Origin of the sequence: Streptomyces spinosus (assembly GCF_020400655.1) — a bacterium.
GTDB lineage: Bacteria > Actinomycetota > Actinomycetes > Streptomycetales > Streptomycetaceae > Streptomyces > Streptomyces argyrophylli.
In genome coordinates this window covers 135,917-159,568 of the sequence record NZ_JAINRC010000012.1, presented here as the reverse complement: position 1 = coordinate 159,568, position 23,652 = coordinate 135,917, and the positions used below count along the sequence as shown (strand labels likewise).

Annotated in this window: 21 protein-coding genes and 1 tRNA gene; 12 read left to right on the top strand and 10 right to left on the bottom strand. The window is 72.7% G+C overall.

The annotated features are described in order from the left end of the window. Window positions 1-121: 121 nt before the first annotated feature. From LG395_RS23265 to LG395_RS23240, 6 genes are all read left to right on the top strand, one after another. Entirely contained in the window at window positions 122-886 is a 765-nt protein-coding gene (locus tag LG395_RS23265) for an IclR family transcriptional regulator (protein WP_171157905.1), read from the top strand. A gap of 360 nt (window positions 887-1,246) precedes the next feature. Next, window positions 1,247-2,041, top strand: a complete 795-nt coding sequence (locus tag LG395_RS23260) for an MIP/aquaporin family protein (protein WP_171157904.1) — start codon at window positions 1,247-1,249, stop codon at window positions 2,039-2,041. Window positions 2,042-2,133: 92 nt separating this feature from the next. Then, window positions 2,134-3,672, top strand: a complete 1,539-nt coding sequence (gene glpK / locus LG395_RS23255; RefSeq protein WP_171157902.1) for a glycerol kinase GlpK — start codon at window positions 2,134-2,136, stop codon at window positions 3,670-3,672. Window positions 3,673-3,720: 48 nt separating this feature from the next. Continuing rightward, the gene (locus LG395_RS23250; RefSeq protein ID WP_225811088.1) at window positions 3,721-5,337 is read left to right on the top strand and encodes a glycerol-3-phosphate dehydrogenase/oxidase; all 1,617 of its coding nucleotides are present in this window, start codon (window positions 3,721-3,723) and stop codon (window positions 5,335-5,337) included. 150 nt (window positions 5,338-5,487) lie between these two features. After that, window positions 5,488-6,159, top strand: coding sequence for a FadR/GntR family transcriptional regulator (locus tag LG395_RS23245; RefSeq protein ID WP_171157898.1), 672 nt, complete (start codon window positions 5,488-5,490; stop codon window positions 6,157-6,159). A 164-nt stretch (window positions 6,160-6,323) separates the two neighbouring features. Further along, a complete protein-coding gene (locus LG395_RS23240; RefSeq protein WP_171157896.1) occupies window positions 6,324-7,244 on the top strand; it encodes a PAC2 family protein in 921 nt (306 codons plus the stop codon). A gap of 58 nt (window positions 7,245-7,302) precedes the next feature. Here LG395_RS23240 and mshC read toward each other — a convergent pair whose 3' ends face one another. The 4 genes from mshC to LG395_RS23220 form a co-directional block, all read right to left on the bottom strand. After that, the gene (gene mshC, locus LG395_RS23235; RefSeq protein ID WP_171157894.1) at window positions 7,303-8,532 is read right to left on the bottom strand and encodes a cysteine--1-D-myo-inosityl 2-amino-2-deoxy-alpha-D-glucopyranoside ligase; all 1,230 of its coding nucleotides are present in this window, start codon (window positions 8,530-8,532) and stop codon (window positions 7,303-7,305) included. A gap of 93 nt (window positions 8,533-8,625) precedes the next feature. After that, window positions 8,626-9,450, bottom strand: coding sequence for an SCO1664 family protein (locus tag LG395_RS23230; protein WP_225811087.1), 825 nt, complete (start codon window positions 9,448-9,450; stop codon window positions 8,626-8,628). Beyond that, window positions 9,414-10,004 (bottom strand): DUF3090 domain-containing protein, encoded by a 591-nt coding sequence (locus tag LG395_RS23225; protein ID WP_225811086.1) that lies wholly within the window; start codon window positions 10,002-10,004, stop codon window positions 9,414-9,416. The genes LG395_RS23230 and LG395_RS23225 overlap by 37 nt, the downstream gene beginning before the upstream one ends. 99 nt (window positions 10,005-10,103) lie before the next feature. Next, window positions 10,104-10,790, bottom strand: a complete 687-nt coding sequence (locus LG395_RS23220) for a histidine phosphatase family protein (RefSeq protein WP_225811085.1) — start codon at window positions 10,788-10,790, stop codon at window positions 10,104-10,106. Window positions 10,791-10,852: 62 nt separating this feature from the next. Between LG395_RS23220 and corA the strand changes: the two genes are divergently transcribed. Then, window positions 10,853-11,848: a magnesium/cobalt transporter CorA gene (gene corA, locus LG395_RS23215; protein WP_225811084.1), complete on the top strand. Its 996-nt coding sequence runs from the start codon at window positions 10,853-10,855 to the stop codon at window positions 11,846-11,848. A 7-nt stretch (window positions 11,849-11,855) separates the two neighbouring features. Here the strand turns inward: corA and LG395_RS23210 are convergent, their stop codons facing one another. After that, on the bottom strand, window positions 11,856-12,644 hold the full coding sequence (locus LG395_RS23210) for a ferritin-like domain-containing protein (RefSeq protein WP_225811083.1): 789 nt from the start codon (window positions 12,642-12,644) through the stop codon (window positions 11,856-11,858). A gap of 507 nt (window positions 12,645-13,151) precedes the next feature. Continuing rightward, a complete protein-coding gene (locus LG395_RS23205; RefSeq protein ID WP_225811082.1) occupies window positions 13,152-14,207 on the bottom strand; it encodes an LLM class F420-dependent oxidoreductase in 1,056 nt (351 codons plus the stop codon). A gap of 254 nt (window positions 14,208-14,461) precedes the next feature. Here LG395_RS23205 and LG395_RS23200 point away from each other — a divergent pair, with 254 nt between their 5' ends. Together LG395_RS23200 and LG395_RS23195 are read left to right on the top strand one after the other, a co-directional pair. Next, window positions 14,462-15,445, top strand: a complete 984-nt coding sequence (locus LG395_RS23200; protein ID WP_171157880.1) for an aldo/keto reductase — start codon at window positions 14,462-14,464, stop codon at window positions 15,443-15,445. Continuing rightward, window positions 15,442-17,727 (top strand): ATP-dependent DNA helicase, encoded by a 2,286-nt coding sequence (locus LG395_RS23195; protein ID WP_225811081.1) that lies wholly within the window; start codon window positions 15,442-15,444, stop codon window positions 17,725-17,727. The genes LG395_RS23200 and LG395_RS23195 overlap by 4 nt, the downstream gene beginning before the upstream one ends. A gap of 114 nt (window positions 17,728-17,841) precedes the next feature. Here LG395_RS23195 and LG395_RS23190 read toward each other — a convergent pair whose 3' ends face one another. Beyond that, window positions 17,842-18,555 carry a hypothetical protein gene (locus LG395_RS23190; RefSeq protein ID WP_225811080.1) on the bottom strand — a complete coding sequence of 238 codons (714 nt, stop codon included), beginning with the start codon at window positions 18,553-18,555 and terminating at the stop codon, window positions 17,842-17,844. 47 nt (window positions 18,556-18,602) lie between these two features. On the opposite strand from LG395_RS23190, the gene LG395_RS23185 reads away from it, so the two are divergent. Beyond that, the gene (locus LG395_RS23185; RefSeq protein ID WP_014671721.1) at window positions 18,603-18,791 is read left to right on the top strand and encodes a DUF5703 family protein; all 189 of its coding nucleotides are present in this window, start codon (window positions 18,603-18,605) and stop codon (window positions 18,789-18,791) included. A gap of 76 nt (window positions 18,792-18,867) precedes the next feature. Here the strand turns inward: LG395_RS23185 and LG395_RS41465 are convergent, their stop codons facing one another. From LG395_RS41465 to LG395_RS23170, 3 genes are all read right to left on the bottom strand, one after another. Further along, window positions 18,868-19,725 carry a chaplin family protein gene (locus LG395_RS41465; RefSeq protein WP_225811079.1) on the bottom strand — a complete coding sequence of 286 codons (858 nt, stop codon included), beginning with the start codon at window positions 19,723-19,725 and terminating at the stop codon, window positions 18,868-18,870. Between the two features lie 117 nt (window positions 19,726-19,842). Then, window positions 19,843-20,076 (bottom strand): chaplin ChpH, encoded by a 234-nt coding sequence (gene chpH, locus LG395_RS23175; protein ID WP_014671723.1) that lies wholly within the window; start codon window positions 20,074-20,076, stop codon window positions 19,843-19,845. A 161-nt stretch (window positions 20,077-20,237) separates the two neighbouring features. Then, window positions 20,238-21,563 carry a M20/M25/M40 family metallo-hydrolase gene (locus LG395_RS23170; protein ID WP_225811078.1) on the bottom strand — a complete coding sequence of 442 codons (1,326 nt, stop codon included), beginning with the start codon at window positions 21,561-21,563 and terminating at the stop codon, window positions 20,238-20,240. A gap of 211 nt (window positions 21,564-21,774) precedes the next feature. Between LG395_RS23170 and LG395_RS23165 the strand changes: the two genes are divergently transcribed. Further along, window positions 21,775-21,862: transfer RNA gene (locus LG395_RS23165), tRNA-Leu, on the top strand. A gap of 62 nt (window positions 21,863-21,924) precedes the next feature. Continuing rightward, on the top strand, window positions 21,925-23,652 hold the full coding sequence (gene polX, locus LG395_RS23160; protein WP_225811077.1) for a DNA polymerase/3'-5' exonuclease PolX: 1,728 nt from the start codon (window positions 21,925-21,927) through the stop codon (window positions 23,650-23,652).

Below are 23,652 nucleotides of genomic sequence, written 5' to 3'. Positions count from 1 at the left end.
AACAGGTGCCGTCCGACCGTTAGCGGGAGGTCGGCATGGACCGGTAGTGTTCGACATTGCCGAACGGTGATTTTCACATGGGCACCGCGGCGAGGTCGAAGGGGACGGAGGCAGGACGGCGATGGCACGGAACATCCAGTCGCTCGAACGGGCGGCGGCGATGCTGCGGCTGCTCGCGGGCGGCGAGCGGCGGCTCGGCCTCTCGGACATCGCCTCGTCGCTGGGCCTCGCCAAGGGCACCGCCCACGGCATCCTGCGCACCCTCCAGCAGGAGGGGTTCGTGGAGCAGGACGACGCCTCCGGTCGCTACCAGCTGGGCGCGGAGCTGCTGCGCCTCGGCACCACCTATCTCGACGTGCACGAACTGCGCGCGCGGGCGCTGGTGTGGACGGACGACCTGGCCAGGTCCAGCGGGGAGAGCGTGTACCTGGGCGTCCTGCACCAGCAGGGCGTCCTGATCGTGCACCACGTCTTCAGGCCCGACGACAGCCGGCAGGTGCTGGAGATCGGGGCGATGCAGCCGCTGCACTCCACGGCCCTCGGCAAGGTGCTCTCCGCGTACGACCCGGTCGCGCACAGCGAGGCGCTGGACACCGAGCGGAAGGCCTTCACGGACCGCACGGTGTGCGACCCGGGCGCTTTCGAGCACCTGTTGGACGTCACGCGCGCGCGTGGGTACGCGGCCGACGTGGAGGAGACCTGGGAGGGCGTGGCGTCGATCGCCGCGCCCATCCACGACCGGCGCCGGATGCCCGTGGGCGCGGTCGGCATCACCGGCGCCGTGGAGCGGCTGTGCCGGGAGGGCGAGCTGCGCCCGGAGCTGATCGCGGCGGTGCGCGACTGCGCCCGCGCGGTCTCCCGGGATCTGGGCGCCGGGCGGTTCTGACCGCGGGCGCGGGCGGGGAACGGACGGAAGAACCGGTACGACCGGGACGTCAGGCGGCGTCCCGGTCGTCGATCTACCCTGAAATCGGCAAAAACGGCTAGATCGTATGTCCGGGCACGAACGTTGATAACGCGTAGCGATCAATAACGATCCTGTTTTCGATAACAGAACCCTTGACTCACGTGTAACGCCGAAGCGAGACTCCCGTCCATCGGTCGGCATTGTCGAACACCTTCCGGCAATACGCGCTAGAGTGTGACAACGCCAAGGGCCGGCATCGCTCTCACCCCCGAGGGCGCCAGAACCCCCGCTGGGACCGGGGTTCGGCTTACCCCTGGACGAAGGACAAAGGAGTCGCGGGTGTCCAGCTCCGACATCTTCATCGGCGAGACCATCGGTACCGCCATACTCATCCTGCTCGGCGGCGGTGTCTGCGCCGCCGTGACGCTGAAGGCCTCAAAGGCCCGTAACGCCGGTTGGCTCGCCATCGCCTTCGGGTGGGGCTTCGCCGTCATGACGGCCGTGTACATCTCCGGACCGCTGTCCGGCGCCCACCTCAACCCGGCCGTCACCGTCGCCCTCGCCATCAAGGACGGCGACTGGGGCAACGTTCCGACCTACTTCGCCGGCCAGCTGCTCGGCGCGATGATCGGCGCGGCTCTGGTGTGGGTCGCCTACTACGGGCAGTTCTACGCCCACCTGACCGACAAGGAGATCGTCGGCGGTCCGGGCGCGCAGGCCACGGCGGCCAAGGCGGTCGAGGCCGAGGAGCAGGCCGCCGGCCCCGTCCTCGGCATCTTCTCCACCGGTCCGGAGATCCGGAACGCGGTGCAGAACCTCGCCACGGAGATCATCGGCACCGTGGTGCTGATCCTCGCGGTCCTCACCCAGGGTCTGAACGACAAGGGCAACGGCCTGGGCATCCTCGGCGGTCTGATCACCGCGCTCGTGGTGGTGTCGATCGGTCTGTCGCTCGGCGGCCCGACGGGCTACGCGATCAACCCGGCCCGCGACCTGGGCCCGCGCATCGTGCACGCGCTGCTGCCGCTGCCCAACAAGGGCGGTTCCGACTGGAGCTACGCCTGGATCCCGGTGGTCGGTCCGCTGATCGGCGGCGCCATCGCCGCAGGCATCTACAACGTCGCCTTCGCCTGAGAAGCCTCTCGAGAAGCCTGACCGAGTACCGAGGCTTCGAGCACGCGCCGTACGCACAGCCCCCCTCACCACGGACCTTCCAGGAGCACACAGTGACCGACGCCCACACCGCAGGCCCCTTCATCGCGGCGATCGACCAGGGCACGACCTCCTCGCGCTGCATCGTCTTCGACCGGGACGGCCGCATCGTCTCCGTCGACCAGAAGGAGCACGAGCAGATCTTCCCGAAGCCGGGCTGGGTCGAGCACAACGCCAACGAGATCTGGACCAACGTCCAGGAGGTCGTCGCCGGCGCCGTCGCCAAGGCCGGCATCACCCGGGACGACATCAAGGCCATCGGCATCACCAACCAGCGCGAGACCACCGTGCTGTGGGACAAGAACACCGGCGAGCCCGTCCACAACGCCATCGTCTGGCAGGACACCCGCACCGACGCGCTCTGCAAGGAGCTGGCCCGCAACGTCGGCCAGGACCGCTTCCGCCGCGAGACCGGCCTGCCGCTTGCCTCCTACTTCGCCGGGCCCAAGGCCCGCTGGCTGCTCGACCACGTCGACGGCCTCCAGGAGCGCGCCGAGGCCGGCGACATCCTCTTCGGCACCATGGACAGCTGGGTCATCTGGAACCTGACCGGCGGTGTCAACGGCGGCAAGCACGTCACCGACGTCACCAACGCCTCCCGCACCCTCCTGATGAACCTGCACACGATGCAGTGGGACGAGAGGATCTGCGAGTCCATCGGCGTGCCGATGCAGATCCTGCCCGAGATCCGCTCCTCCGCCGAGGTCTACGGCGAGATCACGGGCGGCAAGCTCGGCGAGCTGCTCGGCGGCATCCCGGTCGCCTCCGCGCTCGGCGACCAGCAGGCGGCCCTGTTCGGCCAGACCTGCTTCTCCGAGGGCGAGACCAAGTCGACCTACGGCACCGGCACCTTCATGGTGATGAACACCGGCAGCAAGATCATCAACTCCTACGCCGGTCTGCTGACCACCGTCGGCTACAAGATCGGCGACGAGCCGACGGTCTACGCCCTGGAGGGCTCGATCGCCGTCACCGGCTCGCTGGTGCAGTGGATGCGCGACCAGATGGGCCTGATCTCCACCGCGGCCGAGATCGAGACGCTCGCGCTCTCGGTCGAGGACAACGGCGGCGCCTACTTCGTGCCGGCCTTCTCCGGCCTGTTCGCCCCGCACTGGCGCTCCGACGCCCGCGGTGTGATCGCCGGCCTGACCCGGTACGTCACCAAGGCGCACCTCGCGCGCGCCGTCCTGGAGGCCACCGCCTGGCAGACCCGGGAGATCGCCGACGCCATGGTCAAGGACTCCGGCGACGAGCTGGTGACCCTGAAGGTCGACGGCGGCATGACCGCCAACAACCTGCTGATGCAGACCCTCGCCGACGTACTCGACGCACCGGTGGTGCGCCCGATGGTCGCCGAGACCACCTGCCTCGGCGCCGCCTACGCCGCCGGTCTCGCCGTCGGCTTCTGGAACAGCACCGACGACCTGCGCGCCAACTGGCGCCGGGCCGCCGAGTGGACCCCCCGCATGGACGCGGAGACCCGCGACCGTGAGTACAAGAACTGGCTCAAGGCCGTCGACCGGACCATGGGCTGGCTCGAAGACGAGAGCTGAGCGGCCCTTCCCGGCTCAGCCATCTCTGACGAGGAGTAAGTACCCGACATGACCAGTCAGTCCACCCTGCAGACCGTGCCCGCCCTGGGGACGCACCCGGCCTCCGGCTCCAACCCGAGCCGGGCCGAGACCAGGGAGCAGCTCGCCAAGGCGTCGTACGACCTTCTTGTGATCGGCGGCGGCATCCTGGGCATCTCCACCGCCTGGCACGCCGCGCAGTCCGGGCTCAGGGTGGCGCTGGTCGACGCCGGCGACTTCGCCGGTGCCACCTCCTCCGCCTCCTCCAAGCTGCTCCACGGCGGTCTGCGCTACCTGCAGACCGGCGCGGTGAAGCTGGTGGCGGAGAACCACTTCGAGCGCCGTGCGGTCTCCCGCCAGGTGGCCCCCCACCTGGCGAACCCGCTCACCTTCTACCTCCCCGTGTACAAGGGCGGGCCGCACGGCGCGGCGAAGCTCGGCGCGGGCGTCTTCGCCTACTCCGCGCTCTCCGCGTTCGGCGACGGCGTCGGCCACCTGCTCTCCCCCGCCAAGGCGGCGCAGGACGTGCCCGAACTGCGCACCGAGAACCTCAAGGCCGTGGCCGTCTACGGCGACGACCAGATGAACGACGCCCGCATGGCGCTGATGACGGTCCGCGCGGCCGTCGAGGCGGGGGCGGTCGTCCTCAACCACGCCGAGGTCACCGGGCTGCGCTTCACCAGGGGCCGGGTCACCGGCGCCGACCTCAGGGACCGGCTGTCCGGTGAGGAGTTCGGCGTCAACGCCCGCCTGGTGCTGAACGCGACCGGCCCCTGGGTCGACCACCTGCGCCGGATGGAGGACCCGCACGCGGCCCCGTCCATCCGGCTGTCCAAGGGCGCGCACCTGGTGCTGAAGCGGACGTCTCCGTGGAAGGCCGCGCTCGCGACCCCCATCGACAAGTACCGCATCACCTTCGCCCTCCCCTGGGAGGACATGCTGCTGCTCGGCACCACCGACGAGGAGTACGAGGGCGACCCCGCGGACGTCGCGGTCAACGACAAGGACATAACCCAGATCCTGGACGAGGCCGCGTTCTCCGTCCGGGACCAGCAGCTGCGGCGCGACCTCATCACCTACGCGTTCGCCGGTCTGCGGGTGCTGCCCGGCGGCCCCGGCGACACCGCCAAGGCCAAGCGCGAGACCGTGGTGACCGAGGGCAAGGGCGGCATGCTGTCCGTCGCGGGCGGCAAGTGGACGACGTTCCGCCACATCGGCCGGACGATCATGAAGAAGCTGGAGGCGCTGCCGGGTCACCCGCTCGGCGACGACTTCGAGCCGATCTCCTCGCTGCCGAAGAAGCTGCCGCTGCCCGGTGTCGCCAACCCGCGCGCGGTCGCCCACCGGCTGCTGGTCGACGGCCCGGCCCCGGGTCCCCGCATGGCCGCCGACACCGCAAGGCACCTGGCCACCCACTACGGCTCCCTGGCCTTCGACATCGCCCGCCTGGCGAACGAGAGTCCGGAACTGGCCGAGCGCGTCCACCCCGACGCCCCGGAGATCTGGGCACAGGTCGTCTGGGCCCGTGACCACGAGTGGGCCGAGACGCCGGACGACGTGCTGCGCCGCCGCACCACGCTGACCATCCGGGGCCTGGCCACGGACGAGGTCCGCGCCAAGGTCCAGGACCTGCTGGACGAGAAGTAGCGGACGGACGCGCACGACGCCCGAGGGGCGGCCCCCTGCCGACGGGGCCGCCCCTTCCGCTTCCCCGCGCCCCGGAACGCGCTCCACGGCCCGGCGGCACCGCCGCATAATGTGCTGACATCCGATGTCTGGGGCGACAGGAGGCCGGCCGTGGCAGTCACCGACGAGGCGATCGAGAAGATCAAGGGCATGATCGTCTCCGGTGCGCTGCGCCCGGGCGACCGGCTGCCGAAGGAGAGCGAGCTCGCCGCCGAGCTGGGCCTGTCCCGCAACTCCCTGCGGGAGGCCGTACGCGCGCTGTCGCTGATCCGGATCCTCGACGTACGGCAGGGCGACGGCACCTACGTCACCAGCCTCGACCCCCAGCTCCTGCTGGAGGCGATGAGCTTCGTCGTGGACTTCCACCGCGACGACACGGTGCTGGAGTTCCTGGCGGTGCGCCGCATCCTGGAGCCGGCCGCGACCGCGCTGGCGGCCCCCCGGATCGACCCGGGGCGACTGGACGCGCTGGAGGCCCAGTTGGACGCGCTGGGCGCGGAGCCGTCGGTGGAGCAGCTGGTCGCGGCCGACCTGGAGTTCCACCGGAGCATCGTGCAGGGCGCCGGGAACTCGGTGCTGTGCTCGCTGCTGGACGGGCTGTCGGGGCCCACCACGCGCGCCCGGATCTGGCGGGGGCTCACCCAGGAGGACGCCGTCGGCCGCACCCTGCGCGAGCACCGGGCGATCCTGGGCGCGCTGCGCGACCGGGACGCGGAGGCGGCGCGCTCCTGGGCGACCGTGCACATCGCGAGCGTGGAGCAGTGGCTGCGGTCCACGCTGTGAGTCTCCCGGCGGCCGGCCCCGTGAGTTGGCTGCTCGCGCGTGTCCCGCGGTGGCGAACGGGGCAGTGATCCGTTCACTCCCCCACGCAAGGGGGCTGCGGGCGCCCCCGCCGGACGCCGTAAGGTTGGTGGGTCAAGCGAGGGCACGTCGGAAGGAGGCACTGGGTGATCGAGCTGGAGGGGGTTCCCGAGCTGATCGACCCAGTCATGGTGGCCGCGTTCGAGGGCTGGAACGATGCCGGCGACGCCGCCTCCACGGCGGTCGCGCATCTGGAACGCGAATGGAAGGGCGAGGTGTTCGCGGCGCTGGACGCCGAGGACTACTACGACTTCCAGGTGAACCGCCCCACGGTGTTCATGGACGGCGGTGTGCGCAAGATCACGTGGCCGACGACGAGGTTGTCGGTGGTCCGCGTCGGCGGTGACAAGCCGCGCGACCTGGTGCTGGTCCGGGGCATCGAACCGTCCATGCGCTGGCGTTCGTTCTGCAACGAGCTGCTGGGCTTCGCGCACGAGCTGGGCGTGGAGCTGGTGGTCATCCTGGGCGCCCTGCTCGGGGACACCCCGCACACGCGTCCGGTGCCGGTCAGCGGGGTCACGTCCGACCCGGACCTGGCCCGCCGGATGGACCTGGAGGAGACCAAGTACGAGGGGCCGACGGGCATCGTCGGCGTGCTGCAGGAGGCGTGCACGCACGCGGGCGTCCCGGCGGTGTCGCTGTGGGCGGCCGTACCGCACTACGTCTCCCAGCCGCCCAACCCCAAGGCGACGCTGGCGCTGCTCAACCGCCTGGAGGACCTGCTCGACCTGCGCATCCCGCAGGGCGAGCTGCCCGAGGACGCGCGGGCCTGGCAGGTGGGCGTGGACCAGCTCGCCGCCGAGGACAGCGAGGTCGCGGAGTACGTGCAGACGCTGGAGGAGGCCCGGGACACCGCGGAGCTGCCGGAGGCGTCCGGTGAGGCGATCGCCCGCGAGTTCGAGCGGTACCTGCGCCGCCGGGACGTGGGCCCTCCGGGCGGCAAGCCGAGACCCCCGGCGGCCGGGGGCCTGCCCAAGGACGAGGACGAGGACAACCCGGACGACTGAGGGCACGGCGAAGGGGCGCTTCCCGCGGGAAGCGCCCCTTCGCCGTGCCCGGGGGTTCTTAGAGGGCCACTCCGAGCAGCGCGTCCACCGTGCGCGTCACCAGGCCGGGGGCGCCGGTGTCGGCGCCGCCCTCCTGCTCCTGGCGGGCCGCCCAGCGGTCGACGGCGGCAAGGGCGGCGGGGGCGTCCAGGTCGTTCGCCAGGGCCTCGCGGACCTCTTCCACCAGCGCGTCGGCGGAGGGGCCGTCGGGGCGGGAGACGGCCGCACGCCAGCGGCCGAGGCGGGCGACGGCGTCCTGGAGGACCTGGTCGGTCCACTCCCAGTCGGCGCGGTAGTGGTGGGAGAGCAGCGCCAGGCGGATCGCGGCGGGGTCGACACCGTCACGGCGCAGCGCCGAGACGAAGACCAGGTTGCCCCTGGACTTGGACATCTTCTCGCCGTCCAGGGCGACCATGCCGGCGTGCACGTACGCCTTGGCCATCGGGAACTCGCCGGTGAGCACCTGGGCGTGCGAGGCGCCCATCTCGTGGTGCGGGAAGGCGAGGTCGGAGCCGCCGCCCTGGACGTCGAAGCCCATGCCGAGGTGGTCGAGGGCGATGGCGACGCACTCGATGTGCCAGCCGGGCCGGCCCCGGCCGAGGGAGCCGCCGTCCCAGCTGGGCTCGTCCGGCCGGGCCGCCATCCACAGCAGCGGGTCGAGCGGGTTCTTCTTGCCCGGGCGGTCCGGGTCGCCGCCGCGCTCGGCGGACAGCAGCCGCATGGCGGCGGCGTCCAGGTTCGAGACCTTGCCGAAGTTCGGGTCGGACTCGACGGAGAAGTAGACGTCACCCTCCAGCTCGTAGGCCGCGCCGAGGTCGCGCAGCCGCTCCACGAGCGGGACGATGCCGGGTATCGCCTCGACGGCGCCCGTGTAGTGCCGCGGCGGGAGCATCCGCAGGGCGGTCATGTCCTCGCGGAAGAGGGCGGTCTCCTTCTCGGCGAGGGCGACCCAGTCGACGCCGTCCCGGTCCGCCCGCTCCAGCAGCGGATCGTCGACGTCGGTGACGTTCTGGACGTAGTGGACCTGCCGCTTGGTGTCGAGCCACACGCGCTGAACCAGGTCGAACGCGTTGTAGGTCGCCGCGTGACCCATGTGGGTCGCGTCGTACGGCGTGATGCCGCAGACGTAGATGCGGGCGACGGGACCGGGGGCGAGGGTGACCAGGCCGCCGGTCGCGGTGTCGTGGATCCTCAGGTCGCGGCCCTGACCAGGCAGGGCGGGGACCTCGGAAGCGGGCCAGGCATGCATGTACATGAGCCTAACCGGCGCCGAGCTGCGGATACGAACGGGATCCGGCTGGATGGCCGGTTCCGCGGTCTTGTGCCTCGGCGCCGGATGTGCTCACACAGGCGGCCAGGGGATGGCGGGCCACTCCCCGCTCGGCTCCGGATGCACGCCCGAGGTGAGCAGCGCGTCGACACGCGCGCGCGTGGCGTCGATCTCGGCCGCCGTGATGAGTGCGGCCAGCCGGCGGCCCAGCTCACCCTCCAGGCCGTCCCGCAGCCCCTTGAGGACGTCGACGGCCTCCGGGGTGAGGGGCTCGCCGGCCCATCCCCACAGCAGGGTGCGCAGCTTGTTCTCGACGTTGAAGGTGACCCCGTGGTCGATGCCGTAGAGGTCGCCCCCGGCGGTGGGCAGCAGATGGCCGCCCTTGCGGTCGGCGTTGTTGATCACCGCGTCCAGGACGGCGAGCCGGCGCAGCCGCTCGTCGTCGGCGTGCACCAGCAGGGCGGTGCGCCCCTCGCCGACCTCGGCGAACCCGATCGCCTTCCAGCCCGGCTCCGGCTCCTCGCCGTCGACCAGGGCGAGCAGCTCGGCCTCGGGCCGGACGTCGATCCACAGCTGGCACATGCCCTCGCCGTACGGCCCGTCGCGCAGCACGGTCGGCGGTACGAGTCCCCAGCCGGTGGCCTCGGAGACCTCGTAGGCGGCCACCTCGCGGCCCGCGAGGGTGCCGTCGGGGAAGTCCCACAGGGGGCGCTCGCCGGCCACCGGCTTGTACACGCAGGAGGCTTCGCGGCCGTCCAGGGCGACCGTGCAGAACAGCGCCGCGTTGGACGCCTCGCGGATCCGGCCGCGCACGGTCAGCTCACCCCGCGCGAGCAGGTCGGCGGGGTTCGGATCGGCCGTCACGCTCCGCGGCGGTATCCGTTCTGGCGCGGACATACGTGTCCTTCCGGATCGAGCGGGAGGCTGCACAGCGGGCACGGTGGCCGCCCGGCGTTGACGATGTCGAGGGCGCGCTTGGCGAAGGCCCGGGCCTGCGCGCCGGTCAGCCGGACCCGCAGCATCGGGGGCCCGTTCTCCTCGTCCTGGAGCAGTCGCTCCTCGGCCTCGGCCAGGTCCTCCTCGGTGTCGGCCTCGAGCTCCACGAGGGCCTGTGCCTCGACGATCATGCGCTGGTCCTCGCCGTCCCAGGCCAGGGCCATGGTGCCGACGCGGAACTCCTCCTCGACGGGGGTCTGAAGCGGCGCCGTGTCGGCGATCTCGGAGGGGGCCACGGCGGGGACCGCGGCGCTGCCGCCACTACGGCGTACGACCTCGTCGAGCAGTTCGTCCATGCGCTCGGCGAGCGCGGCGACCTGGGTCTTCTCCAGGACCACGCTGGTCACCCGGGGGCCTGCGGTGGCCTGGAGGAAGAAGGTACGGCGCCCGGGCAGTCCGACCGTGCCGGCCACGAAGCGGTCCGGCTGGTCGTAGAGGAACACCTGACGGGACACGTCCTGTCTCCATTGATGTCGTGGTTTCGAGCGGTTCAGCGGTGCGGGCCGTGCGGACACGCGGCGGGGTGGATCGCTTCACCCTACTGCGGCCGACGATCACGGTGCGCCCGCACCACCCCCGACCGGTGCGTCGCCCTCTCCGGGTTCCTCGCGCGGGGCGAGCGAAGCGAAGTCCCCGGTGTCGCCGAGGCGGACGAGGAAGGGCCGCAGGCGGGTGTAGCGGATGGCGGTGACGGAACAGGGCTCCACGGAGATCCGCTGGAAGAGGTCCAGGTGAAGACCGAGGGCGTCGGCGACGAGCGACTTGATGATGTCGCCGTGGGAGCACATCAGGTAGACGGCGTCGGCGCCGTGCTCGCGCTCCACGCGCGCGTTCCACTCGCGTACGGCCTCGGCGGCCCGGGTCTGCATGGCCCGCATGGACTCCCCGCCGGGGAAGGCGGCGGCGGTCGGGTGGGCCTGGACGACCTCCATCAGCGGCTCGTCCTTCAGCTCGGCGAGCTTGCGGCCCGACCAGTCGCCGTAGTCGCACTCCCCGATCCGCTCCTCGGTGTGGACGGGCAGGCCGGGGCGGGCCTCCAGCAGGGGCTGTACGGTCTCCTGGCAGCGCTGGAGCGGGCTGGTGACGACCTCGGTGAGCGGCAGGCCTGCGAGGCGTGCGGGCAGCGCGGCCGCCTGTGCGGCGCCGCGCTCGTCCAGGGCGACGCCGGGCGTCCGCCCGGCGAGCACACCCGAGGTGTTGGCTGTGGAACGTCCGTGCCTGACGAGGATCAGCGTGGGCATGCGGACCAGGGTAGGCGCACGGAGGTGTGCGCCGGCGGCTGGGCGAAGGGAGAATGTGCGGCGTGATCGTTGACTGCGCCATCTACCGGCACGGGCACCGGACCGAGGGGCCGGAGGACCTGTCCGACGCGCTCGCCGAGGCGCGCGCCGCCGGCGGTTTCGTGTGGATCGGGCTGCACGAGCCCTCCGAGCGGGAGTTCGACCTGGTCACCCGGGAGTTCGGGCTGCACCCGCTGGCCGTGGAGGACGCTCTCAAGGCACATCAGCGGCCCAAGCTGGAGGTGTACGACGACTCGCTGTTCATGGTGCTGAAGCCGGTCGTGTACGAGCCCGAGAGCGACGCGGTCTCCGCCGGCGAGGTGATGGTGTTCATCGGCGACTGCTTCGTGGTGACCGTCCGGCACGGCGAGTGCTCGCCGCTGGCGGCGGTGCGGCACCGGCTGGAGGAGGAGCCGGAGATGCTCGACAAGGGCCCCACCGCCGTGCTGTACGCCATCGCGGACGCCACCGTCGACCACTACCTGGAGGTGGCGACGGAGCTGCAGACCGACCTGGACGAGCTGGAGGCGGAGGTGTTCCAGCCGGAGACCGGCGGTTCCCGCACCACCGCGTCCCGGATCTACACCTTCAAGCGGCAGGTCCTGGAGTTCCGCCGGGCCACCGGGCCGCTGACGCTGCCGCTGGCCCGACTGGCCGGCAACGGGCCGATGGGCGGCACGGTGCCCTTCGTGCACGACAAGGCGCGGCCGTTCTTCCGGGACGTCGGCGACCACCTCATGCGCGTGAACGAGTCCGTGGAGGCCCTGGACCGGCTGGTGTCGGACATCCTCTCCGCCCATCTGGCGCAGATGAGCGTGCGGCAGAACGACGACATGCGGAAGATCTCCGCGTGGGCGGCGATGGCCGCGGTCCCGACGATGATCGCGGGCATCTACGGCATGAACTTCGACCACATGCCCGAGCTGCACTGGCTGTGGTCGTATCCGGCCGTGATCCTGGTGATGGCGCTGCTGGAGGTGCTGCTGTACCGCCAGTTCAAGCGGCGCGGCTGGCTGTGAGCACCGCTCAGGCGAACTCGGGGGCGGGTGCCGCCGGCCCGCCGAGGGCGTCACGGCGCTCGGGCGCGGCGAGGGTGACCATGCGGTGCCAGCCGACGAGGCGTTCGTAGGCGTAGACGGCGTGGATGGAGGCCGCGAGCAGCGCGGACCTGGCCCTCGGCCAGCGCAGTATGCGGCCCATGCGGGCCATGACGGCGAGGCTGACGTCCCGGTGGACGCGGATCTCGGCGAGCGCGCACGCGCGCAGGGTGCGCTGGATCAGCCGGCCGTGTCCGGCGGCGGCCAGGCGCAGCAGCTCCTCGTGGGTGTAGGCGAGGTGGTTGACCTCGTCGTCGGAGATGATGCGGACGGCCTTGCCGATCTCCGGGTGGCCGGCGAAGTGCCTCCGGAGCAGTCCCAGCTGTTCGGCGGCGCGCTGTTCGGTGACCCGGCTGTGCGCGAGGTAGACGACGACGTCCCGCACGGTCAGCGGCTCGTCCCTGCGGAGCCTGTCGTGGGCGAGGCCGATGCCCTGCCGCTCCAGGAGCATGGTGTAGTCGGTCTCGGGCGGGACGGGGACGGGGGCGAGGCCGCGCTTGTTCAGCAGGGCGGCGAAGATGCGCCCGTGCTTGTCCTCGTCGGCGCCGTGCCGGGCGATCTTCGGGGCCAGCGCGCGTTCGGCGTCCGGCACGAGCGCGGCGATCCGCCCGTTCTCCCAGCCGCCCTGGGCCTCCCCGCCGGCGGCGATGGAGCAGAAGAGCCGGAAGGACTCGTCGTTGTCGAGGATCTCCTGGAACAGGCTCTTGGCCGACAGCATGGCAGGCCCCTCTCCGCAGCTCCGCCGGACTCCGCGGGAAACGGACCCCGCGGACAACGAGTCAAATGCGGCGGGAAGGGGGCCGCAACAGGGCTGGGGGACACACTGACCCGAACGAAGGACGGGGCCCGCCGGTGGGCGCCGGGGGGCGGACTGCGAGATGCCGGGGGCGGGGCGGGGTGAGGGCCGGCCGGCCCGGGTGGGGCGGCTCGTTCGTGCGGGGCGGCCGGGGCGCGGCGGGGCGTCCGGCGCAGGTCGCGGGGCCGCACCGGCGGAGGCCGGCGTCACCGGGGGTGCGTGCCGGTGGAGGTGTGACGGCATTGCGCTGCCGGCGCGTGTTTCCGGGGGCCGCAGGCACCTGCGCGCGGGCTCCTGACGGGACGAGTGCCGCGGGGAGGCGGGGAAGTGCGGGGCTCGGTCGTAACCGGGCGGCGCCGGGCGCGTTGTTCTCGGTGACGGCCGTGGCGGGGAAGACCCCCGAGCCCCCACCACGGCCGCTGACACCCCCTACGCGAGCCCGGCGCGCTCCAGGGCCTCGCTGCCGGCCCGCAGGGAGGCGATCCGCTCCTCCAGCGTGAAGCCGGCCGGGGCCAGGCTGAGGGTGGTGACCCCGGCGGCGGCGTAGGCCTTCATCCGGTCGGCGATGCGGTCGACCGAGCCGAGCAGCGTGGTCTGGTCGATGAGGTCGTGCGGGATCGCCGCCGCGGCGCCCTGCTTGTCCCCGGACAGGTACTTCCGCTGGATCTCGGCGGCCTCCTTCTCGTACCCCATGCGCTGCGCGAGCTTGTTGTAGAAGTTCTGCTTGGCGCTGCCCATGCCGCCGACGTACAGCGCGGTGTACGGCCGGAAGGTGTCCGCGAGCCGGGCCACGTCCTTGTCGTCGCCGACCGCGAGCGGCAGGGTCGGGCACACGTCGAAGCCGTCGAGGGTCAGGCCCGCCTTCTCGCGGCCGGCGCGCAGGTGGGTGATCGTGGTCTCCTCCAGGTGCTCGGCGGAGGGGAAGATCAGCAGCGCGCCGTCGGCGATCTCGCCGGTCTGCTCCAGGTTCTTCGGGCCGATCGCGGCGATGTAGAGCGGGATGTGCTCGCGCTGCGGGTGCACGGTCAGCTTGATCGGCTTGCCCGGGCCGCCCGGCAGCGGCAGCGTCCAGTGCTCGCCCTCGTACGTCAGCCGCTCCCGGCTCATCGCCCTGCGGACGATCTCCACGTACTCCCGCGTGCGGGCGAGCGGCTTGTCGAACTTGACGCCGTACCAGCCCTCGGAGACCTGCGGGCCGGAGACGCCTAGGCCGAGCCGGAACCGGCCGCCGGAGAGCGAGTCGAGCGTGGCCGCGGTCATCGCGGTCATCGCGGGCTGCCGGGCCGGGATCTGGAAGATCGCGGAGCCGACGTCGATGCGCTCGGTCTGGGCGGCGACCCAGCTGAGCACGGTCGCGGCGTCGGAGCCGTAGGCCTCGGCGGCCCAGCACACCGCGTAGCCCAGCCGGTCGGCCTCCTGCGCCACGGCCAGGTTGTCGCCGTCCATTCCGGCACCCCAGTAGCCGAGGTTGATCCCGAGCTGCATGGCCGAATCCCCTTACCCATGAGTAACGTCCCTGTGCGGCAGACCTTAGCGCGGGGGCGGGTGCCGGGGGCAGGGTGCCCGGCTCCGGCGATTCCCGGGTCATGCGCCGGTGGTTCCCCGGCGGGCTCCTCTCCGGCGTGTGCGCCGCGGGCCGGTGGGGGCCGGTCGTGCGGGTTCCCGGGCCCCTCGGAGCACTCCGAACGGGTTGTCCACAGGAACCCACCGCACCGGTTCTGGCCAGTAATCTCGCGGTCATGGAGCAGAGGCATCTCGGCCGGACCGGCCTGCGCGTGTCCCGGATCGGACTCGGCACCCTCACCTGGGGCCGGGACACCGACGAGCACGACGCCGCGGACATGCTGAAGGCGTTCTGGGAGGCCGGCGGCACCCTGGTCGACACCGCGGACGTGTACGGCGACGGGGCGGCGGAGTACCTGCTGGGCCGGCTCATGGACGGTCTGGTGCCGCGCCGTGACCTGGTCGTCTCCACCAAGGCGGGCAGCGTGCCCGACCCCGACCGCCGCTTCGACGGCTCCCGCGGCCATCTGCTCGCCGCGCTCGACGCCTCCCTGGCCCGCCTGGGCACCGACTACGTCGACGTGTGGCACATCCACGCCTACGACCCCGACACCCCGCTGGAGGAGACGCTCCACGCGCTCGACCTCGCGGTCGGCAGCGGCCGGGCCCGGTACGCGGGAGTGTCCAATTTCTGCGGCTGGCAGCTGGCCAAGGCGGCCACCTGGCAGCTCGCCGCGCCGGGCGTCCGGACCCGGCTGGCCAGCACGCAGATGGAGTACTCGCTGCTCCAGCGGGGCGTGGAGCGGGAGGTGCTGCCCGCCGCGCTCGACCTCGGGGTGGGCCTGCTGCCCTCCTCACCGCTCGGCCGGGGCGTGCTGACCGGCAAGTACCGGCACACCACTCCCCCGGACTCGCGCGGCGCCTCCGAGCATCTGGCGCCGTTCGTGGAGCCGTACCTGGACGACACGGCGACCCGCATCGTGGACGCGGTGACGACGGCGGCCGACGGGCTCGCGGTCACCCCGCTCCAGGTGGCCCTCGCCTGGGTGCGCGACCGGCCCGGAGTGGCCGCGCCGATCGTCGGCGCGCGCAACGCACAGCAGCTCACGGCGGCGTTGTCAGTGGAGGCCCTTAGTCTTCCTGACGAGATCTGCCGGGCGCTGGACGATGTGTCGGCGCCCGTGCACCGCTATCCCGATCACGACTGGAGCACGCTGTGAGCACGGAGCCGGAGACCACGGAGGAAGCCGGGCCGGGGACGCCGGACACACCGGGGACCACGGAGCACGGCACCGACGGGGCCGTCACGGCCGGGGGCGCGACCGGCACGGGTGCCGCCGGCGACCCGGGCGGGGCGGACGCGGCCGGCGCGCCGGACGCGGAGGATGCCGGCGACGGTGCTCAGGGGGCGCGCGGGGCCCAGGGGGCAGACGGTATCGAGGGTGCCGGCGGTGGCGCCGAGGGTGTCGAGGGTGGTGCCGCCGCTGCCGGGGTGTCCGAGGCGGAGGCCGAGTTGGCCGCGCAGCGGGTCGAGCGGGAGCGGATCGAGCGGCGCAAGGCCGAGAAGAGCGCCCCGATCGACAGCGGCGCCAAACTCAGCGGCAAGGCCGCCGACCTGCTCGCGGCGGTCCGGGCCGTGGAGAGCGGCGAGAAGCCGGCGGCCACGGTGTTCGCGGAGCCCGCACCGGCACCGCGCCGCCCCGCCCCGGAACCGGTGCGCAGGCCCCAGCCGGCCCCCGCCCCGGTCGCGCCCGGCGGCCCCGCTCCGGAGACCGTCGACGCCGTGCGCCGCGTGCTGACCGAGGGCGGCGCGCCCGACACGCTGGCCCCCCAGGTCGCCGCGGCCCTCGGCGACGGCGCCGGCACCGCGCTGCGCGAGGACCCCTGGCAGCTGCTCCGGGTCGCCGGCGTGCGCCCCGACCAGGCCGACGGTTTCGCCCGGGCGCTGCTCGGCGCGGCCTGCGGCCCGGACGACGAGCGGCGCGGCCGCGCGCTGACCGTCTGGCTGCTGGAGCAGGCGGCCGTGGCCGGGCACACCGCCCTGGAGCTGGCCACGCTCGTCGCGGCGCTCGGCAAGCAGGGCGTGCCTGACCCGGACGCGGCGGTGCAGGGCGCGCTCGCCGAGGGCGAGGCGCTGGTGTTCCAGGACGCCTTGGAGGAGCCCGGCGCCGCCGCGCCCCAGGCAGGCGACGAGGACACCGACGAGGAGCGGGAGCGGCCGGTCCGGGTCCTCGTCGGCCTGGAGCGGTACGCGCTGGCCGAGGAGAGCCTCGCGGACGGCCTGGCCCGGCTGGTCAACTCCCTGGCGAAGGAGCCGGGGCAGGCCTGGGAGGCCACCGCGGCCGGGTTGTCCGGCGGTGCGGCCGAGCTGGCCCGCGCGGTCGCCGGGCACGGCCTGGTGCTGCACACCGGCGGGGAGGCGGCCCGCGCCGAACCGGCCGCGCTGCTCGGTGCCGCCCGCGCGGCGGGCCTGCGGGCCTTCGCCGCCTGCCACACCCCGGACGGGCGCCGGCGCCTGGCCGAGCGGCTGGGCGGGGAGGCGGCGGAGCACGGCGTGGGCACGGTCGCGGGGCTGCTGTCCGGTGCCGAGGGTCCGGGCCGCGACGCGGACGGCGCCCTGGAACTCGATCTGCTGATCGTGCCGGACGGGCCCCAGCTCGACGTGGAGAGCGCCGCGATGCTGGTGGAGTCGCTGCCCGACGGGGCGCGGCTGCTGCTCGGCGGTGACCCCGGGGTGCTGTGGTCGGCCGGTCCGGGCCGGGTCTTCGCCGATCTGCTCGCGGCCCGTGCCTGCCCGCAGATCGCGTCCCGCGTGCCCGACCCCGGCCCGCTCGGCGAACTGGTCTCCGGCATCGGCGTCGGTGAGCTGAACCAGGTCGCCGCGCCGGGCAAGGAGATCGTCATCGTGCCGGTGCGGGACGCGGGCGAGGCCGTGCACCGGACGGTGCAGCTGGTCGCGGACTCGGTGCCGCGGGCGATCGGGGTCCCGGCCGACGAGACCGTGGTGATCACCCCGGGCCACGGCGGCGCCGCGGGCACCCGCGCCCTGAACTCGGTCCTGAAGGAGCGCCTCAACCCCGGCCCCGGCCGGTTCGGTGGCTTCGACCCCGGCGACCGGATCGCCTACGCCCCCGCGCCGGGACGCACGGTGCCGGGTGTGGTGACGGGGGCCGACGCCGACGGGCTGCACCTGTCGTGCGCCGGCGCCCCCGTCGTCGTGCCGCGCGAGCGGGTGGAGGGCAGTGTCCGGCACGGCTGGGCGCTGACCGCGCACCAGGCGGTGGGCACCCGCTGGCCGGCGGTGGTGGCCGTCCTGCCCGGGGACGCCGCGCAGGCCCTCAGCCGCCCGTGGGTGTACACGGCGTTCGGCCGGGCGGAACGGCACCTGTCCGTCGTGCACGGCGTGGAACAGGCCCTGCCGAAGGCGGTGGCGGAGGTTCCGCCCAAGCCGCGCACGACCCGCCTTCAGACGCTGCTGCGCACGCAGGTCCCGGCGACCTGAGTCCTCGCCCGCGCGCCTTCCTCAGCGGGCCCGCCGTTCACAGGTCCTCTCACTGCGGCGGTGCCGTACCGGCCCCAGGCCCACGGCACCGCCGCCCCGGTCACGTCCGCCCTGTCACTTCTCGGCGTTGATCGGCTCCAGCTCCCCGTCCCCGTCCTCTTCTTCCTCGTCCTCGTCCTCGTCCTCGTCGACGAAGTCGATGTCGTCCTCCTCGTCGGAGACCTCGTCGTCGAACACCGCGCTCACGTCGAAGCGGCACACCACCTGCTGCGGATCGATGTGTTCGAACGGCGTCTCCAGCCACTCCCCGGCCTCGGGCGGCTCCTCCGCGGCGGTGACCCAGAGGGTGGAGTCGCCCTCCTCCAGGCCGAACTCCTTGTGCCGGGAGGCGATCTCGTCCGGTTCGAACTCGCCGAAGAGGACGCCCAGCGCCCCCGGGACCGTCCCGGCGGCATCGTCTTCGTCCACGGCGTCGTACTCCGCCGCCTCGACCCGCTGGGCCTGCGCCAGCAGCCGCTGGGGTTCCGCCACGGTGTAGTCGCGGCGGATCAGCACACTGATCGCGTTCGGCTCCTCCGGGCCGGCATACGGCGGCAGCGCTTCGTCCGCGCTGGGGATCTCGAAGGGGGTGACCTCGTCGTAGCGGTCGTAGAGCAGTTCGTCGTACGCCTCGGCGGCAGCGGCCAGCTGGTTGAACGCCTCGGACACGGCCGGGTCGTCCTCCCCCGACCTGCGTTCGACCGCGGCGAGATGACGGTCGAGCGCGGTCTTGACGGCCTCGGCGGCGGCGCGTACCTCGGCAGCGGTGGGCTGCGCAGCATCAGACATAGTGCAGACGCTATCCGTACCGGGCCCCAGCCCGCACAATAGATGCGATGCCGGAATACGAATTTGTCGACGTGTACGTGCCTCGCGGGGTCTCCCGCAAGGAGGCCACGCGTCTGCTGACGGACCATGCCGAGTACGGACACTGGGAGTTGGACCGACTGAGCCTGTTGCGCGACGGCAGCCGCAGAGTGCGGTTGCGCCGGCGGATCATCCGCCAGGTGCGCGCGACATGGTGAGCGTGATCACAGGATGAGGGTGGACGGGTGAACGGAGCGGACCCCGCCGGCACGGCAGGGCCCGCTCCGTTGCGCGTCACGCCCCGGCGCGCGCCCTGCGGTAGAGCACCGCGCCCGCGAGCAGCGCGCCCGCGCCGGCCGGCAGGGCGATGCCGAGCGGCACGTCACTGCCCGTGTGGGCGAGCTGGGCGGTGCCCAGGGGCCGGCCGGAGCGGCCCACCTGGGTCGTGACCTGGGACGTACCGTGCGCCCCGGAGCCGCCCGCGCCGTTCTGGGTGCCGGTGCCGGGGTGACCCGGCCGCCCCGGATGGCCGGGCTTACCGGGGTGACCCGGCTCACCGGGCTTTCCCGGATGACCCGGCTTCCCCGGATGGCCGGGCTGCCCGGGGTGACCCGGCTCACCGGGCTGCCCCGGATGACCTGGCTGCCCCGGATGACCCGGCTGGCCAGGGTGCCCCGGGTGGCCGGGGTGACCCGGCTTCCCGGGCGGATTGCCGTGTCCGCCGTCGTCGGCGCAGTCGTTCCCCACCGCGGCGTTCCCCGCCCCGATGACGTCGACGCTGTTGCCGCACACGTTCACCGGGACGTCGATCGGCACCTGCACGGTGTTGCCCGAACCGACTCCCGGCGAGCCGCCGGTGTGACCGCCCGCGTGGGAGCCGCCGGAGCCGCTGTGGTGACTCCCCGGCGCGCCGTGGTCGGCGCACCTGTTGCCCACCGACGGGTTCAGGAGCCCGACGACGTTCACCGTGTTGCCGCAGATGTTCACCGGCGCGTGCACGGGCGCCTGCACCGTGTTGCCGGACAGTACGCCGGGTGAGCCACCGGCGGAGCCCGCCGCGCCCGAGTCGGCGTGTGCGTAGCCGCCCGCGGCGGCGATGACACCGGTCGCGGCGGCCATGGTCATCAGGCTCTTGCGCGTGCCCTGTCGCATGCTGGATTCCCCCCTGCCTTCCCTGTCTTCGATCCTCAAAGACCGGTCGGCCCCGGAGCGCATGGCGCGCGCTCCGAGGCCGACGGCTCGTAAAAGACGCCCCTCAGGGAGCCGGCGTCACTTGTTGACGCAGGCGTTGCCGAAGGCGGGGTTCAGGAGCCCGATCACGTTGATCGTGTTGCCGCACACGTTCACCGGGACGTGCACGGGCACCTGGATGACGTTGCCGGAGACGACGCCCGGGGAGTGCACGGCGGCACCCTGGGCACCGGAGTCGGCGACGGCCAGGCCCGCGCCCGCGAGAACCAGCCCACCGGTGGCAGCCGCAGCAGCGACGACCTTCTTGATCATTGTTCCTCCTAGTTGGCAATGCGACCCCAAGGCGCGAGGTCACATCAGATGCAACGAGGAGGGGCAGATGAAGCTACGAGCCTATCGTCGCATTCACCCTTCTCAGTCGATCTCGTACGGCTGCCCGATTCCCGCCGTACGTGCCCCGGGCGGGGTGCGGCTCAGGACGCGTCGATGAACCGGTCGAGCACGCGCACGCCGAACCGCAGGCCGTCCACCGGCACCCGCTCGTCCACGCCGTGGAACATGCCGGCGAAGTCGAGCTCCGGGGGCAGCTTAAGCGGTGCGAAGCCGAAGCCGCGGATGCCGAGGTCGTCGAAGGACTTGGCGTCGGTGCCGCCGGAGAGCATGTACGGGATCGCCTTGGCGGTCGGGTCCTCGGCGAGCAGCGCGGCCTGCATGGCCTCGACCAGGGCGCCGTCGAAGGTGGTCTCGACGGCCTTGTCCGCGTGCACGTCCTCCCGGCGGACCCTCGGGCCGAGCAGCCGGTCGAGGTCGGCGAGGAACTCCTCCTCGTGGCCGGGCAGGAACCGTCCGTCGATGTGCGCGGTGGCCTCGCCCGGGATGACGTTGACCTTGTAGCCGGCGGTCAGCTGGGTGGGGTTGGCCGTGTTGCTCAGGGTCGCGCCGATGAGCTTGGCGATGCCGCCGAGCTTGGCGAGCGTGGACTCCATGTCCTCGGGGTCCAGCTCGGTGCCGAGCGCGTCGCCCAGCTCGTCGAGGAAGGCCCGGGTGGTCTTGGTGACCCGCACCGGGAACTTGTGCCGGCCGACCCGGGCGACGGCCTCGGACAGTTCGGTGATGGCGTTGTCGCGGTGGATCATCGAGCCGTGCCCGGCGGTACCGGCCACGGTCAGCTTCATCCAGTGCATGCCCTTCTCGGCCGTCTGGATCAGGTAGAGCCGACGCTGGTCGTCGACGGTGAAGGAGAAGCCGCCGACCTCGCTGATCGCCTCGGTCACGCCCTCGAACAGCTCGGGGTGGTGGTCGACCAGGTACCGGGCGCCGTAGGTGCCGCCGGCCTCCTCGTCGGCGAGGAACGCCACGACGACGTCCCGCGGGGGCCGGCGCCCGCTGCGCAGCCGGTCGCGGACGACCGCCAGCGTCATGGCGTCCATGTCCTTCATGTCGACGGCCCCGCGTCCCCACACGCAGCCGTCGGCGATCTCGCCGGAGAACGGGTGGTGCGTCCAGTCGGCCGCGTTGGCCGGTACGACGTCCAGGTGGCCGTGGATGAGCAGCGCGGGCCGGGACGGGTCCTCGCCCTCGATGCGGGCCACCGTCGAGGCGCGGCCGGGGTGTGACTCGTAGATCTTCGGCTCCAGCCCGACCTCGGCGAGCTTCTCGGCGACCCACTCGGCGGCCTCGCGCTCGCCGGGGCCGGAGTGGTCGCCGTAGTTGCTGGTGTCGAACCGGATCAGCTCGCGGCAGAGGTCCACGACCTCGTCCTCGCCGGTGACGGTCCTGGTCGTGTCCGTCTCGCTCACGCTGCTTCCTCCCACTGTCACTGCTGGTGGTCCCTGTCATCCTCTCTCCGGTGCCGCCCCGGGCCCAAGACCGGTCCCGGCCCGTCACACGCCGTTCACGCGCGACCGGCCCCGGAACCGGGGGTGATCAGGCACCCGGGAAAGCCTGGTAATGTTTCCTTCGTCGCCGCGAGGAGGACCCCACCGGGGAGCCTCGCACGACAGACACCTTGTCCGGGTGGCGGAATGGCAGACGCGCTAGCTTGAGGTGCTAGTGCCCTTTATCGGGCGTGGGGGTTCAAGTCCCCCCTCGGACACCAGTGAGGCCCCTGCTCGTCAGGGGCCTTTCGCGTGCCCCGGCGCCGCTTCCTAGACTTGAGGGGTGGCCCGCCGCAACGACGAGGTCGAGGCCCTCCTCCAGGAGTACGCCGATCTCATCGCGATCACCGGAGGCGACGCGTTCAAGGCGCGTGCCTACGAGAAGGCGGCGCGGGCGATCGGCGGGTATCCGGTGGACGTCTCGACGCTGGACGCGGACGGGCTGCGGGAGATCCCGAACGTGGGCCGGTCGATCGCCGAGAAGGTGGCCGAGTACCTGCGCACGGGCGCGATGGCCGTGGTGGAGGAGCGCCGGGCGAGGATCCCGGCGGGGGTGCGGGAGCTGATCACGATCCCGACCCTGGGGCCGAAGAAGGCGCTGCGGCTCTACGAGGACCTGCACATCTCCTCGGTGAGCGAGCTGGCCGCGGCCATCGAGGCGGACGCGCTGGCCGGTCTGAAGGGCTTCGGCGAGAAGACGCAGGAGAACATCCGGCACGGGATCGAGCTGCTCCGGCGGGCGGGCGGTCGGGTGCCGCTTTCGCCGGCGCTGGACACCGCCGAGCGGATCGTCGCCGAGCTGTCCGCCGTGACGGGCTGCGAGCGCTGCGGGTACGCCGGTTCGCTGCGCCGGATGCGGGAGACCGTCGGCGACCTGGACGTGCTGGTCTCGGCGCGGCGGTCGGCGCCGTTCATGGACGCGCTGTGCGAGCTGCCGGTCACCGCGGAGGTGATCGCGCGGGGCGCCAAGAAGACGTCGGTGCGCACCGGCAACGGACTGCAGCTGGATCTTCGGGTGGTGCCGCCGGAGTCGTGGGGCGCCGCGCTGCAGTACTTCACCGGGTCCAAGGCGCACAACATCCGCACCCGGACCATCGCCGTGCACCAGGGGCTGAAGCTCTCCGAGTACGGCGTGTTCGACACCGGGAGCGGGGAGTCGGTGGCGTCGCGCACGGAGGAGGAGGTGTACGCGCGGCTCGGCCTGCCGTGGATCCCGCCGACGCTGCGCGAGGACCGCGGGGAGATCGAGGCGGCGCTGGGCGACGGCCTGCCCGAGGTGGTGACCGAGCGGGACATCCGCGGCGACCTGCACACGCACACCGACCTCACGGACGGCCTGGCCCCGCTGGAGGCGATGGTGGAGGCCGCCGCCGAGCGCGGTCACGCGTACTACGCGGTCACCGACCACGCGCCCCGCCTGTACATGCAGCGCATGACGGACGAGAAGATCCTCGCCCAGCGGGAGCGGGTGCGGGAGCTGGACGGCACCCGGCGCCGCATGCGGCTGCTGCACGGCACCGAGCTGAACATCGGTCCGGACGGGGAGGTGGACTGGCCGGAGGAGTTCCTGGCCGGTTTCGATCTGTGCGTGGCCTCGCTGCACTCCCACTTCGACCTGGACCGGGCGGCGATGACGCGGCGGCTGGTGCGGGCCTGCGAGCATCCGTACGTCAACATCATCGGGCATCCCACGACCCGTCTGATCGGCAGGCGGCCGGGTGTCGACGCCGACTGGGACGAGGTGTTCGCGGCCTGCGCGCGCACCGGCACCGCGCTGGAGGTCAACGCCCAGCCGGACCGGCTGGACCTGCGGGACGAGGACATCCTGCGGGCCAGGGGGCACGGGGTCAGGTTCGCCGTGAACACCGACGCGCACTCCGTCCCGCACCTCGGTCAGCTGCGCTACGGGGTGGCGACCGCGCAGCGCGGCTGGCTCACCAAGGAGGACGTGATCAACACCTGGACGCTGGCCCGGCTGCGGAGGTTCCTGCGCAAGGGCGGGCGTGCCTGA

What these genes read in the sequence shown, in the direction of transcription:
- LG395_RS23205 (WP_225811082.1), bottom strand. Translation starts at nt 14,207, where the DNA reads ATGCAGCTCGGGATCAACCTCGGCTACTGGGGTGCCGGAATGGACGGC.
- LG395_RS23190 (WP_225811080.1), bottom strand. Translation starts at nt 18,555, where the DNA reads ATGTCTGATGCTGCGCAGCCCACCGCTGCCGAGGTACGCGCCGCCGCC.
- LG395_RS23185 (WP_014671721.1), top strand. Translation starts at nt 18,603, where the DNA reads ATGCCGGAATACGAATTTGTCGACGTGTACGTGCCTCGCGGGGTCTCC.
- LG395_RS41465 (WP_225811079.1), bottom strand. Translation starts at nt 19,725, where the DNA reads ATGCGACAGGGCACGCGCAAGAGCCTGATGACCATGGCCGCCGCGACC.
- LG395_RS23200 (WP_171157880.1), top strand. Translation starts at nt 14,462, where the DNA reads ATGGAGCAGAGGCATCTCGGCCGGACCGGCCTGCGCGTGTCCCGGATC.
- LG395_RS23265 (WP_171157905.1), top strand. Translation starts at nt 122, where the DNA reads ATGGCACGGAACATCCAGTCGCTCGAACGGGCGGCGGCGATGCTGCGG.
- LG395_RS23230 (WP_225811087.1), bottom strand. Translation starts at nt 9,450, where the DNA reads ATGTCCGCGCCAGAACGGATACCGCCGCGGAGCGTGACGGCCGATCCG.
- chpH (WP_014671723.1), bottom strand. Translation starts at nt 20,076, where the DNA reads ATGATCAAGAAGGTCGTCGCTGCTGCGGCTGCCACCGGTGGGCTGGTT.
- LG395_RS23220 (WP_225811085.1), bottom strand. Translation starts at nt 10,790, where the DNA reads ATGCCCACGCTGATCCTCGTCAGGCACGGACGTTCCACAGCCAACACC.
- LG395_RS23250 (WP_225811088.1), top strand. Translation starts at nt 3,721, where the DNA reads ATGACCAGTCAGTCCACCCTGCAGACCGTGCCCGCCCTGGGGACGCAC.
- LG395_RS23210 (WP_225811083.1), bottom strand. Translation starts at nt 12,644, where the DNA reads ATGCTGTCGGCCAAGAGCCTGTTCCAGGAGATCCTCGACAACGACGAG.
- mshC (WP_171157894.1), bottom strand. Translation starts at nt 8,532, where the DNA reads ATGCATGCCTGGCCCGCTTCCGAGGTCCCCGCCCTGCCTGGTCAGGGC.